This window comes from Pseudoxanthomonas sp. CF125 (assembly GCF_900104085.1).
Lineage (GTDB): Bacteria > Pseudomonadota > Gammaproteobacteria > Xanthomonadales > Xanthomonadaceae > Pseudoxanthomonas_A.
In genome coordinates this window covers 334393-346404 of the sequence record NZ_FNLD01000003.1, presented here as the reverse complement: position 1 = coordinate 346404, position 12012 = coordinate 334393, and the positions used below count along the sequence as shown (strand labels likewise).

Annotated in this window: 11 protein-coding genes; 4 read left to right on the top strand and 7 right to left on the bottom strand. The window is 65.4% G+C overall.

Annotation, left to right across the window (positions count from 1 at the left end):
- The first annotated feature begins 23 nt into the window (after window positions 1-23).
- Window positions 24-518 carry a DUF421 domain-containing protein gene (locus tag BLR66_RS15080; RefSeq protein WP_093288845.1) on the top strand — a complete coding sequence of 165 codons (495 nt, stop codon included), beginning with the start codon at window positions 24-26 and terminating at the stop codon, window positions 516-518.
- 121 nt (window positions 519-639) lie between these two features.
- On the opposite strand, the gene hemF is transcribed toward BLR66_RS15080, so the two are convergent.
- From hemF to BLR66_RS15055, 5 genes are all read right to left on the bottom strand, one after another.
- Window positions 640-1551: an oxygen-dependent coproporphyrinogen oxidase gene (hemF, locus tag BLR66_RS15075; protein ID WP_093288842.1), complete on the bottom strand. Its 912-nt coding sequence runs from the start codon at window positions 1549-1551 to the stop codon at window positions 640-642.
- Between the two features lie 235 nt (window positions 1552-1786).
- On the bottom strand, window positions 1787-3352 hold the full coding sequence (locus BLR66_RS15070; protein ID WP_143014664.1) for a hypothetical protein: 1566 nt from the start codon (window positions 3350-3352) through the stop codon (window positions 1787-1789).
- A gap of 171 nt (window positions 3353-3523) precedes the next feature.
- Window positions 3524-3832 carry a putative quinol monooxygenase gene (locus BLR66_RS15065; RefSeq protein ID WP_093288836.1) on the bottom strand — a complete coding sequence of 103 codons (309 nt, stop codon included), beginning with the start codon at window positions 3830-3832 and terminating at the stop codon, window positions 3524-3526.
- A complete protein-coding gene (locus BLR66_RS15060) occupies window positions 3829-4431 on the bottom strand; it encodes a hypothetical protein (protein WP_093288833.1) in 603 nt (200 codons plus the stop codon). Before BLR66_RS15060 ends, BLR66_RS15065 begins: the two co-directional genes overlap by 4 nt.
- Entirely contained in the window at window positions 4428-6806 is a 2379-nt protein-coding gene (locus BLR66_RS15055; protein WP_093288831.1) for a S9 family peptidase, read from the bottom strand. The genes BLR66_RS15060 and BLR66_RS15055 overlap by 4 nt, the downstream gene beginning before the upstream one ends.
- Before the next feature lie 206 nt (window positions 6807-7012).
- On the opposite strand from BLR66_RS15055, the gene BLR66_RS15050 reads away from it, so the two are divergent.
- Window positions 7013-8380, top strand: coding sequence for an AMP-binding protein (locus BLR66_RS15050; protein ID WP_093288829.1), 1368 nt, complete (start codon window positions 7013-7015; stop codon window positions 8378-8380).
- Between the two features lie 63 nt (window positions 8381-8443).
- Here the strand turns inward: BLR66_RS15050 and BLR66_RS15045 are convergent, their stop codons facing one another.
- Window positions 8444-9451, bottom strand: coding sequence for a chorismate transformation FkbO/Hyg5 family protein (locus BLR66_RS15045; RefSeq protein WP_176943904.1), 1008 nt, complete (start codon window positions 9449-9451; stop codon window positions 8444-8446).
- Window positions 9448-10842, bottom strand: coding sequence for an NAD(P)/FAD-dependent oxidoreductase (locus tag BLR66_RS15040; RefSeq protein ID WP_093288827.1), 1395 nt, complete (start codon window positions 10840-10842; stop codon window positions 9448-9450). Before BLR66_RS15040 ends, BLR66_RS15045 begins: the two co-directional genes overlap by 4 nt.
- 143 nt (window positions 10843-10985) lie before the next feature.
- Here BLR66_RS15040 and BLR66_RS15035 point away from each other — a divergent pair, with 143 nt between their 5' ends.
- Together BLR66_RS15035 and BLR66_RS15030 are read left to right on the top strand one after the other, a co-directional pair.
- Window positions 10986-11255: a phosphopantetheine-binding protein gene (locus BLR66_RS15035; RefSeq protein ID WP_093288824.1), complete on the top strand. Its 270-nt coding sequence runs from the start codon at window positions 10986-10988 to the stop codon at window positions 11253-11255.
- A gap of 34 nt (window positions 11256-11289) precedes the next feature.
- Entirely contained in the window at window positions 11290-11973 is a 684-nt protein-coding gene (locus BLR66_RS15030; protein ID WP_176943947.1) for a COG4648 family protein, read from the top strand.
- Window positions 11974-12012 lie beyond the last annotated feature (39 nt).

Here is a 12012-nt window from a genome sequence, read left to right as displayed (position 1 = left end):
TATCCCCGTACCGGAATCGGACCATGCCGCAAGTGTTTGCAGAGATGTTCGAACTGGCCATGCCGTGGTGGGCCTTCGTGTTGCGCGCGTGCGTCGTGTACTTCGTACTGCTGGTGATGATCCGCGCTTCCGGCAAACGCACCATGGGCCAGTTCACTCCGTTCGACATGCTGTTGGTGGTGCTGCTGGGCAATGCGGTGCAGAACGCGCTGCTGGGCCAGGACACCTCTGTCGGCGGCGGGCTGCTGCTGGCGGTGACTCTGATCGCGCTCAACTGGACCGTGGGCCTGATATCGGCACGCAGCGCGAAAGTGGAATCGCTGATCGAAGGCTCGCCGGTGCTGCTGGCGCGCGACGGCACCGTCTACAAGGACGTGCTGCGCAAGGAGTTGATCAGCCGCGCGGATTTCGACCGCGCCCTGCGCGAGGCCGGATGCATCGCCATCGACGACATCCAGTCGGCGGTGCTGGAAACCAACGGCCACATCACCATCGTTAAACAGGATTCTGCCGCGTAGCCAATCCTGTAGGAGCGGGCCCTGCCCGCGACCGCTCTTGGCACGGTGATCGCCACCGCCTGTAGCGCCTTGCCGGAACGCCTCTCAAGAGCGGTCGCGGGCAGGGCCCGCTCCTACAAGGTCAGGCCAGCTCGGCCAGCCAGTCGCGTGGCCGCAGGTAATCGGCCAGCCGCGATTCCGGGCTTCCCGCTTCCGGCGCGAAGCCGTATTCCCAGCGTACGCGTGGCGGCAGGCTCATCAGAATGCTTTCGCTGCGGCCGCCGCTCTGCAGGCCGAACAGGGTGCCGCGGTCGTAGACCAGATTGAATTCCACATAGCGTCCACGGCGGTACAGCTGGAATTCGCGCTCGCGTTCGCCATAGGGCGTGTCCTTGCGGCGCTCGACCAGGGGCAGGTAGGCGTCCAGGAAGCCATCGCCGACCGCGCGCTGGTAGGCGAAGTCGCGTTCGAAATCGCTGCCCAGGTCGTCGAAAAACAAGCCGCCGACGCCGCGCGTTTCGTTGCGGTGCTTGAGGAAGAAATAGTCGTCGCACCAGCGCTTGTGCGTTTGGTAGCGCTCATCCCCGCCAAAGGGTTCGCACAACCCGCGCGCGGTACGGTGCCAGTGCAGCACGTCTTCGTCGAAAGGATAGAACGGGGTCAGGTCGAAGCCGCCGCCGAACCACCAGGCTACGGTTTCGCCGCCGCGCTCGGCGCGGAAGTGGCGCACGTTGGCGTGGGTGGTGGGCAGGTAGGGGTTGCGGGGATGGAACACCAGCGAGACGCCGACCGCGCGCCAGGACGCACCGGCGAGTTCGGGGCGCGCGGCGCTGGCCGAAGGCGGCAGCTTGGTTCCCGAAACGTCCGAAAAACCCACGCCGGCCTGCTCGAACACCGAACCCTCGCGCAGGATGCGGGTGCGTCCGCCACCGCCTTCGGCACGCGTCCAGTTGTCTTCGGCGAAGCGCGCGCCGCCATCGGCGGTTTCGATGGCGGCGCAGATGCGGTCCTGCAGGCCGGTCAGGTAGTTGCGGACGTCGGCGATATTGTTCATGCACCTATTCTAGCGGCGCGTAGATACAGCTGCCTTGATCGGAATCAATGCTGCGGGAGCATTGCAGTACCTCCCCCTTTGAAAAAGGGGGATTGAGGGGGATTTGCTTTTGACTTTGCTCGGCTGCTTCCAAACAAGATCAAGAGCAAATCCCCCCCGCCCGGCGAAGCCGGGCGACCCCCTTTTGCAAAGGGGGGAGGCGCGTCGGTGCCTTTGAATTGGGTATGCCTTCGCATCAATCCTTGTTGGGATTGCTCTCGCCGCCGCTATCGTCTTCGGCGGGCAACTCCGCCTCCAGCGAATCGCCCAGCTGCTGCAGGGCATTGACCGCTTTCAGCATTTCCCAATTGCTGGTTTCGCGCACGTCGCAGGCGACATGCTTCGAATCCTTCTCGCACAACCGGTCCAGCGAATCGATCACCGATTCGTCGCCGGCATTGGCATACACCTGGGTCAGGTTCTCGCAACCGGCGCGCACGCCCTGCGCGCAGACCTGCTGGTAATAGACCTTGGCGCCGGTCCAATCGCCCTGCAGCGCGCGTTGGTTGCCCAGGGCGTTGCAGCCCTGCAGCTTGCCTGCGTCGCAACAAGCCTTGGCGCCGCCTTCCTCCATGATCGCCGGACAGTCCTGCTCCAATGGTTTTTCGACATAGGCCACTGGCGCGCTGCAGCGGTCGGCGCCGCCCTGGCGTTCGTACAGGGCGAACTCATTCCAGCTGTCGATACCCAGCAGGCGCTGCGCATCGAGTACGCGGAATACGAAATCGCCGCCCTTGTCGTGGCGGATGCGCACCAGCCCGTTCTCCAGGCGCGCGCGCATGCGGCTGCCGAAACCGCCTTCGACCATGCCGCGATCGCCGAACTTCAGTTCCGACATCAAACCGGTGGCGGCCGCGTAGTCGCCGCAGGGCAGCTGCGTGGCCGGGGCGAAGCGCTGATCTGCGTCGGTCAAGCTTTGCAGAGGTTCAGCCTTCTTGCAGGCATCCGGGTCGCCGGCTTCGCTGCATGCGGTCTGCAATGCGCTGCGCGCCTGCAGGTAGCGGCCGGCGGTCCATAGTTTTCCGGCGGCGTTGTTGCAGACTTTCGCCGAGCGTGTGCGGTCGCACATGGCGATGCTCTGATCCAGGTGCGAGGGGGACAAAGCCACGGCATCGGCGTACATCGAGCCGAGCGCTCCCACCAGGCTCTTGGCGATCTGCTCGCTGAGGATTTGCTTGGCTGCGGCTATGCATCCTTCCTCCGAAAAAGCCGGAGTGCCTTCCTGACAGACGGGCGGTTTTTCGATCTCCGGTTCGGGGGGGGCGGACTCCTTGGCCTGCGTCTGATACAGATCGATCAGTTTGTCGCAGGCGAAAGGCAGCGCTTCCGCCTCGCACCATCGGCGCAGTGTGGTCTCGTCGGCGTTGTAGGCGTTGTCCAGGCACTGCGGCAGATCGGCGCGGCAGGTGCCGGCGGCTGCCGCTTGCGGCAATGGCTTGCAGGCGGCGGATTCGGACAGCACGTACTCGTGGAAATCGAGGTCGTCGCTAATCCGGTTGCCGGCGTCGACCTTGTACTTGGAGACATGACCCGCCTCCAGGTCCGCCATTTGCAATTCGGCACCGGCGCGGCGGTATTCGAAGCGGCGCGGCGCGCTGCCGGCGGACAGTTCCAGCGCCTGCGCGCCGCTTTCTATCACCAGCCGGGAGTTTTCGTTCTTCTGATCCTGGTAGACGCCGCAGGCGAGCGCCGCGGCGTCCGCAGAGTCGGCGAGGAACAATAGCGCGGCCAAAAGGCCGAGCCTTCCAATTCCGTTTGGCATTGAAGAACTCCGGGGCAATCAGCTAACAGGGGGGGATTTATTATCCCCGATTGCCGAGCCCGATGGTTTCCAAGATGAATTTTGTAGAGCCGAGCTTGCTCGGCTGCTGTGTCTCGAACTCAAGAGCAGCCGAGCAAGCTCGGCTCTACAAACGGGAAGCCTGGAGGTTTTTCAGCTTCCTTTCGACCACATCGGGGTCAGTGTCGTGACTTGCGGCGGACCGGACAGCAGCGGTTCGACTTCCTGCAGGTAGGCGGCGTAGCTGTCCGTCTTCAGGAATTGGCCGGCCGCTTCGGCGCTGACATACTGTTGGAACGCAACGATCGCATCCGGATCGGCATTGTCGAAGCAATAGAAGTAAGCGATGTGGCCGGGGTTGGCCGAAACGGCCGGTGCCATGTGCCGCTCCCATACTTTCCTGACTTCGTCCCGTTTCCCGGCTTGAGTCTTGTGCTTGATGATGAGTGCGTGAGAGGTCATTGAGGTTCCTTGCAGGGATAGAACTCCGCCCGCACCGCGGGCGTACACAGTTTCCAGACTATCCAGAGATGCAGCGCAGCGAACACCACGGCTACCACCCCGCCCATCAGCATGGCGGCGGTCATGAAGCCTTCCAGTTCCGGCGGCATGGTTTGTCCCTGCGGAAGCGCGCCGGCCTGGACGGCCAGCATGCCCTCGATGAACTGCGGCAGGGCGAAGATGCAGGCGAACTGCCACAAGGTGCCGAGCACCAGCACGGCGATGAAACCCTTGCGGCCCCATTCGCGGCGTTTCAGTACCGCCCACGACACCCACAGGAAGATCGCCGAAAGCACCAACATCAGCACGCCCATCAATAGCGTGTTGGTGTAGATCCAGTGCATCAGCGGCGGCAGCCGCGGCGGTTCGCCGCCGTAGGGGTTGAGCATGCGCAGGTAGAAATCCGCCGGCAGCACCAGGCCCATGACTGTCTGCATCAGGCCGTACAGAAGACCGAGCAGTGCCAGCGCAATGGAAATCCAGGCCAGTACGGTAACGAAATTGCTGACCGGCCGCGCGCTGGCGGGGATCGGAGGCGGCAGGTTCGGTGCGGCGCTCATTTCAGGTTCTCCTCGAACAGCTTCAGCACGCGCTTGTATTCGTCCAGCCAGGAATCGGCTCGGGTGAAGCTGTGGCGTTCCAGCGGATAGGGCGCGATTTCCCAGTTGTCCTTGTGCAGTTCGATCAGCTTCTGGGTCAACACCACCGAATCGCGGAAGAACACGTTATCGTCGATCATGCCGTGGGCGATCAGCAGGTGGTCCTGCAGGCCGGCCGCGTATTCGATGGGCGAGGATTTACGGTAGGCCTCGGGGTCGAGTTCCGGCGTGTTGAGGATGTTGCTGGTGTACTCGTGGTTGTACTGGGTCCAGTCCACTACCGGTCGCAGCGCCGCGCCGGCCTTGAACTTGCCGGGTTCGCGGAACAACGCCATGAAAGTCATGAAGCCGCCGTAGGAGCCGCCGTAGATGCCGGCATGATCGCGGTCGCCTTGCTTGCTGGCCACCAGCCAGTCCAGGCCATCCAGGTAATCGTCCAGCTCCGGGTGGCCCATGTTGCGGTAGATGGCGGTGCGCCAGTCGCGGCCGTAGCCTTCGCTGCCGCGGTAGTCCATGTCCAGGACCAAGTAGCCGCGCTGCACCAGCAAGTTGTGGAACATCTGCTCGCGGAAATAAGCCGGGTAACGCCGGTGCACGTTCTGCAGATAGCCGGCGCCATGCACGAACATCGCGATCGGATACTTCTTTCCCGGTTCCAGCGTTGCCGGCCCGTAGTACTTCGCCCACACCTTGCCGGCGCCGTGCTGCGAAGGCACCTGCACCAACTCCGGCTCGATCCAGTCGCGCGATTTGAACGCCGGGGTGCGCGTATCGGTCAAAGTCTTCGCATCGCCGCCCTTGCTGTCGATGACGGCAAGCTGCGAGGGCAGATAGCTGCCGGAACGATGCAGCAGCAATTTCGATCCATCCGGCGAGAGAGTGAAATCCTCGACTCCGCCCAGCGTGGTCAGCTCGCGCACTTTGCCGTCGTCGGCACGGCAGATCTCGTATGCGCCGGGCGTCTTGCGGTTGCACAGGAAGAAGAAGCCGCCATCGGCGGCCGGAACCGGCGAAGAAACTTCCCATTGGCCCGAGGTGAGTTGCACCGGCTTGCCGGAATCGTGCTGCGTATAGAGGTGCGAGTAGCCCGATTGCTCGGACAGGAACCACAAGGTGCGATTGTCGGCCAGCCAGCCGAATTCGTTGAAACTCCAGTTGATCCAGGCCGGGTCGGTCAGACGGTGGCGCGGCTGCAGTTTGCCGCCAGCCAGGTCCACGCTGGCGATCCAGCGGTCCTTGTTGTCGATGGCGCGTACCATCACTGCCACGTTGCGGCCATCGGCGCTCCAGCGCATGGTGGCGCCGTCGCCGTTGTCGCCGCTGGTGGCCACCTGCACGTCGCGGTTGCCTTTCAACGGCTCTTTACCCGCGGACTTGCGCAATGCCGCCAGAGGATCGTCGGCGATGCCGGGCAGCGCGTCGAACTTCACTTCACGTGCGCTCGCGCTGGCCAGATCCACCAACCACAGGGTTTGCGGTAACGGCGCGTTGCGGCCCACCCGGGTGCGGACTTCCTGGAATTCCTCGTAGCCCGATTCGGTCACGTAGCGCGGCAGCTTGCCGGACTGGCCGGCATCGGCGCCTTTCTTCTGCGTCACCACCAACAGCCAGCGCGCGTCCGGGGACAGCGCGCTTTCCACGATCTGTACTTCATCGCCCAGATAAACCGGTGCCGGTGCGCGGCTGGGGTCGGATTTGCGCCAGCTGTCGTTCTGCGCCTGCAGCGCATCGCGCTGGGCCTTGTCGCGCGCCAGCGTTTCCAACGTGCGCAACTGCTGTTCGCGCAGCGCGTCGGGCTTGGGCTTGGCGTTGGGATCCTTTTCGGCTTTCACCAGCGCCGCCTGGGCCACCCCGCCGGCCGGGGTCCACCGGTACCACTGGTTGGCCACGCGCCAGACCACCCCGCCGTCGGTGGCGAACTGCGGTTGCGTTTCCTCATCGTTGCTACGCGTCAGTTGGGCCAGCGCGCCGCTGCGCAGATCGCGCAGGAACACATCGCCGTTGCGCACGAAGACCATGCGCCGGCGCTGCTGGTCGTAGACGGGATTGGCCGCATCCAGCGTGTCGCGTTCGCCATCGCCCACGCGCTGGGCGGCCGTGCCGGCGATGGATTGCTGGAAGGTGTCGCGGATGGGGCTGCCCTGGCGCTTGAGATGATACTGCACCTGCTTGCCATCCCAGGCCCACCAGGCGGTTTCCACGGGCGGTCCGATCCAGTCGGGGTCGGCCATGACCTGTTCGATGGTCAGGGCGCTGGCGTCCTGCGCGGAGGCGGCGCCGGCGCCGGCAAAAGCAAAGGGAAGGGCAAGCAACAGGGCGTTCAGGCGGGGACGCATAGGGTTTCCGTGGCATACGCGAATCGGCAAGGTTACCAGCGGCCCAAGGCGGACGAGCCGGCCAGTGGTCATGCCCGGCCCGGCGCGCAATTCCTTAATACCGTGATTTCCGACACAATCGGACTGCCTGCCGTCGATCGATGCGCATGCAAGCAGGGCGAACCGCATCAGGGAAGCCGTACCGCTACCAGGGAGATCGCAACACCATGTCGGCAGTCGTCAACGCTCCACTCGGATCTGCCGCCTCGCAACCGCTGGCCGTAGGCCATGCGGATCGCACCGTGGCTCTGGATGACGGGCAGCGCATAAGTCTGGACACGTTCCTGGCCCAGGTGCGCGGAGTCGCAGCGGAGCTGCCGGCGGGACGCCATGCGGTGAATCTGTGCGAAGACCGCTACCGTTTCCTGGTGGCGTTCTGCGCGGTCGCCTTGCGTGGGCAGATCACCCTGCTGCCGCCGTCGCGGGCGCCGGAAGTGGTGACCGACGTGCTGGCGCAGTATCCGGAAAGCTACAGCCTGGGCGACGGTTTGCTGGCGGCGGTGCCGCCGGGGCATTGGTTGTTGCCGGACGTGCTGCCGGAGTTGCAGGGCGACGCATCGATGGACGGCACGCCGATGATCGATGGCGCCGCGGTGGTGGCCATCGGCTTCACTTCGGGCAGCACCGGCACGCCCAAAGCCAATCCCAAGACCTGGTCCGCTTTCCGCGCCAGTACCGCACAGAACCTGGCCGCACTGGAAAGCCTGTGGCAGGGGCATGCGATGCCCCATGTGCTGGCCACGGTGCCGCCGCAGCATATGTACGGCATGGAGCTGTCGGTGCTGCTGCCGTTACTGGGCCCGGCCGGATTGCATGCCGGGCGCCCGTTCTTTCCCGAGGACGTAGCGCGCGCGCTGGCGGAAACGCCGGAGCCGCGACTGCTGGCCACCACGCCCGTGCACCTGCGCGCGCTGGTCGAATCGGGCGTGCGCTTGCCGGCGCTATGCGGAATCGTTTCGGCCACCGCGCCGCTTTCGCAGGAGCTGGCGGCTGCGGCCGAGGAGCGTTTCGGTTGCGAAGTGCGCGAAGTCTTCGGTTCCACCGAGACCTGCGTGATCGCCCGTCGCCGTACCGCCTGCGAAGCCGCGTGGACGCCGTTGCCCGGCGTGCACCTGCATCCCAAGCCGGACGGCACCCTGGTTCATGCGGCCCACCTGCCGGTGCCGGTGGCGCTGGCCGACCTGGTGGAAGTGGAAAGCGACGGCCGTTTCCATCTGCGCGGCCGTCAGGCCGATTTGCTGGAAATCGCGGGCAAGCGTGCTTCGCTGGGCGACCTGACCCGACGGCTGCTCGCCATCCCTGGGGTGGCCGACGGAGTGATGCTGCAACTGGACGACTGTGGCCACCGCGGCGTGGCGCGCATCGCCGCGCTGGTGGTCGCGCCCGACCTGGAGGAAGCCGCGATCCTGGCGGCATTGCGCGAGAGCATCGATCCGGTGTTCCTGCCGCGGCCGTTGAAGCGGGTGCCGGCGCTGCCGCGCAGCGAAACCGGCAAGTTGCCGCGCGCGGAGTTGTTGCGGATGCTTGGCCTGTAGGTCGGGGCTACGCCCCCGACCCACGGATATCCGGATTCTTCGCGTCGGGGGCGTAGCCCCGACCTACCCGTGCACGCCGTCGATTTCCATGCTGAGTTCGCGCCGGCAGATCGCGGCGTGCAGCAGCAGCCTGGGCACGCGGTCGCCGAAACGCTGGTCCAGCGCTTGCGCAACTACCGGCAGATCGGCGCGGTCGCGCACGTAAACCTTCAACCGCGTACCGGCGCCGAACTGCGCCGGCAACGACGGCGCGCGCACGCGCGCCGCCGACAGCAACGCATCGAAGTTGGCCAGAGTCTCCTCGATCTGCGCCAGCAATTCGCCAACGTGCTGCGAGGCATGCCCGACCACGCTGGCCGTGCCCGACAACAGCAGCGGCATCGTCCCGCCCGGCGGCGGCAGCATGGCGCGCGCGAAACTGGGCGACTGCCGGCCGTACTGGCGCGGGTAGCGATAAGCGCTGACCTGGCGCGGATTCTCCACCGGCGTACCGGCTTCGCGTGCGGCCAACCAGTAGATCTGGATGATGCGTTTGTCGTCGCAGCGGCCGATCGCGGTGGCGGCTGGCAGGCGCGAGGCGTCGAAATCGCCCATGCCGCGCGCGCGTCCGACGCAGAACTGGCGGTAGCGTTCCGCATCGCCGTCGCCCAAAGTGATGGCGTCCAGGTAGTTCCACATGCGCAGCAGTTGCGGGGTGTCGCTGCGGCGCACGAACTCGATCAGCTGCGCGTAGGCCACATCGGCCGCTGCCTCGATGCCGATCACGCTCTCGTCGATCTCGATCGCGCCGAACAGCAATTGCCCGTCGGTCGACCAGGCGATGTCTCCATCGCGCCCGCAGGTGACCGGCGCGTTGGCCCGCCACACCTCGAACGGCGCCGCGCCATGCGGCTGCAGCGGTATGCGCAGGTAACGCGGATCGTCGCTGTACGGCGCATCGTTGCCGAAACCGAGTACCGCCAGGACGTCGTCGCTGGCCAGCAGCGCAGCGGGCGAGTCGGCGCCGACATAGTCCACTTCCAGCCGCGCGTGGGCGGCCGCCACGGGCATCGAGGTCATCGGCCGGCTCATGGATTGCCTTCCTGCAAAGTGTCGCCGCCGAAATTCTCGCCTACCTGCCGCTTGCGGCGCAGCCAGCCCCGGAACGCGCGCGGCGCCAGCTGCAGCGCGTTGAACGCGTAGATCAGACGGAACAGGCGCAGGCGCCGCAGCACCGGACGGTTGTCGAACACATCGCCGGCCAGCATCGAAATGACCGCCTGTTCGATCTGGAAATCGTTGCGCGGCTGGGCGAACAGGCGCTGCATCACCGGGGTGGTGAAGCGGTAGATGAACCAGGAGAAATGCTTCAGGCCGCGCTTCAGGCGTTTTTCCATGGCCCGTTGCAACGCCGCTTCGCTGGCCGGATCGCGCAACGCGCCATCGACCACGCTGGCGGCATGCTCGCCGCTGTTCATGCCCAGGTACACGCCCGACGAAAACACCGGGTCGATGAAGGCGTAGGCGTCGCCCACCATCACCCAGCCCGGCCCGGTCATCCGCGTGCAGGTGTAGGAATAGTTGCCGGTGACGTGCACAGGCGCCACGCGCTCGGCCTGTTGCATGCGCGACCACACCGACGGCGTGGCTTGCAGGGTCTGCATCAGGAAGCCTTCGTTGTCGCCGCGGCGCTGCTTGAGGTACTCGGGGAAACACACCGCGCCCACGCTCATCACATCGTCGCGCAGCGGAATCAGCCACATCCAGCCGTGCGGGAAACGTTCGACGGTGATGTTGCCCGCATCGGCGCCCTCGCGGCGGGTCACGCCGCGGAAGTGGCTGAAGATGGCTGCCGATTGATGCAGCGAATTCTTCTTTTTCAGTTTCAGCTTGCCGCCCATGAAAGTGTCGCGGCCGCTGGCATCGACCAGATAGCGCGGTGCGAACGCCAGCGCTTCTCCTGCGGCGGTACGCGCCAGCACCGTGCCTGGCCGGCCATCGGAGCCGAATTCCACCTTCTCCACGGTCGTGCGCATGCGCGCGTCCACGCCGTTGTCCAGCGAGTTCTGGAACAGCAGGTGGTCGAATTCTTCGCGCTTGACCTGATAGGCATGCGGGAAAACGGGGTTGAGCGCGCGTTCGAACCTGAACACATTGACGCTGTTGGCCTTGTCCTGCAGCGGAAAGTCGGCCCCGGGCTTGAACACGCCGATTTCCTTCACCTGCTCCAGCACGCCCAGGCGCTGCAGAATGGGCAGGTTCATCGGCAGCAGCGATTCGCCGATATGGAAGCGGGGGTGCTCGCCTTTTTCCAGCAATACCACCCGCCAGCCCTTGCGCGCCAGCAGGGTGGCGGCGGTGGTGCCGGCCGGTCCGCCGCCGATCACCAGGACATCGACCGCCGCCGGGACCGGATCCGGTGCGGACGCGGCCGGCGGATCCTCCGTACGGGGCTGTGCGCTTGCGGGGTCGGCTTGGGTCATCCTGGCTGAACCATCTCGGTGTTCGCGGTAGAAGCAGGCGCGCATGATAACTCGGGCGTTGCGGGCGGCCATGGTCCGCGCCGGTTGCCAAGCGGACGCGGATGCCGGATCGTGTCGCCCCTGCCACTTAGGGAAGTCACTGGATGTCCACGCAAACCGCCGCTGAACGCGAGCTCGCCGATCTGCTGGTCGAAAGCCTGAACCTGGAGGATGTCGAGGCCGGTGCGATCGATCCGGAGGCGCCGTTGTTCAACACCGGTCTGGGCCTGGATTCCATCGACGCGCTGGAGCTGGCATTGGCGATCAGCAAGAAGTACGGCTTCCAGCTGCGTTCGGACAACGACGAGAACCGTCGCATTTTCGCGTCGCTGCGCGCACTGTCGGCGCATGTCGAAACCAACAAGGCCGCCTGACCCCGCCGCCGCTCCGGAGGTTTCCGGGGGGCTGCTGATGGGGCTGCGGGTGCTGCTTGCGCTGGCCTATCCGGTGTTCGCCCATCTGGCCAGCGCCCGTAGCGATGGCGGCTGGGCGGCGCTGGCGCTGGCCGACATCGTGCTGCTGTTACTGCTGGAGCCGTTGCTCAAGCGCCGGCTGTGGGCGCTGTCGCTGCTGGGAATGTGCCTGCTGGCACTGTGGGTGGTCTCACAATCGCGTTATGCGTTGATGCCGCTGTTGGCGCCGCCGGTGGTGTTCATCGCGCTGGTGGCGTGGCTGTTCGGGCGCACGTTGTATGCGGGCAGGGTTCCGCTGATCACACGCATCGTGGAAGGGCTGTATGCGCAGGCGTCCATGCCGGTGAGCCCGGCGCTGTATCTCTACACTCGCCAGTTGACGGTGGCCTGGGCGGCGATGCTGGCGGTGTTGGCGGTGTTGAACCTGCTGTTGGCGTTGTGCGCGGTGCCCAGTGGCGTGTTGCACCAGTTCGGCCATACGCCGGTGCTGGCGGTGACGGACGAGCAGTGGTCGCTGTTCGCGAATGTGCTCAATTACGGCATCGTCGGAGGGTTCTTTGTCGTCGAATACTGGCTGCGCAAGCGTCGGTTTCCGCATCGGCCGTATCGCAATGTGGGCGAGTTTATTCAGCAGATGGCGCGGTTGGGGCCGCGGTTCTGGAATGAATTGATGCGGTGAAGGTGCTGTGCTTTTTTGCCCAAACCCCGTGAGGCGCGG

Excerpts from the sequence above, each read along its gene's own strand:
- BLR66_RS15060 (WP_093288833.1), bottom strand. The coding sequence starts at position 4,431 with ATGAGCGCCGCACCGAACCTGCCGCCTCCGATCCCCGCCAGCGCGCGG.
- BLR66_RS15055 (WP_093288831.1), bottom strand. The coding sequence starts at position 6,806 with ATGCGTCCCCGCCTGAACGCCCTGTTGCTTGCCCTTCCCTTTGCTTTT.
- BLR66_RS15050 (WP_093288829.1), top strand. The coding sequence starts at position 7,013 with ATGTCGGCAGTCGTCAACGCTCCACTCGGATCTGCCGCCTCGCAACCG.
- BLR66_RS15070 (WP_143014664.1), bottom strand. The coding sequence starts at position 3,352 with ATGCCAAACGGAATTGGAAGGCTCGGCCTTTTGGCCGCGCTATTGTTC.
- BLR66_RS15045 (WP_176943904.1), bottom strand. The coding sequence starts at position 9,451 with ATGAGCCGGCCGATGACCTCGATGCCCGTGGCGGCCGCCCACGCGCGG.
- hemF (WP_093288842.1), bottom strand. The coding sequence starts at position 1,551 with ATGAACAATATCGCCGACGTCCGCAACTACCTGACCGGCCTGCAGGAC.
- BLR66_RS15040 (WP_093288827.1), bottom strand. The coding sequence starts at position 10,842 with ATGACCCAAGCCGACCCCGCAAGCGCACAGCCCCGTACGGAGGATCCG.
- BLR66_RS15080 (WP_093288845.1), top strand. The coding sequence starts at position 24 with ATGCCGCAAGTGTTTGCAGAGATGTTCGAACTGGCCATGCCGTGGTGG.
- BLR66_RS15065 (WP_093288836.1), bottom strand. The coding sequence starts at position 3,832 with ATGACCTCTCACGCACTCATCATCAAGCACAAGACTCAAGCCGGGAAA.
- BLR66_RS15035 (WP_093288824.1), top strand. The coding sequence starts at position 10,986 with ATGTCCACGCAAACCGCCGCTGAACGCGAGCTCGCCGATCTGCTGGTC.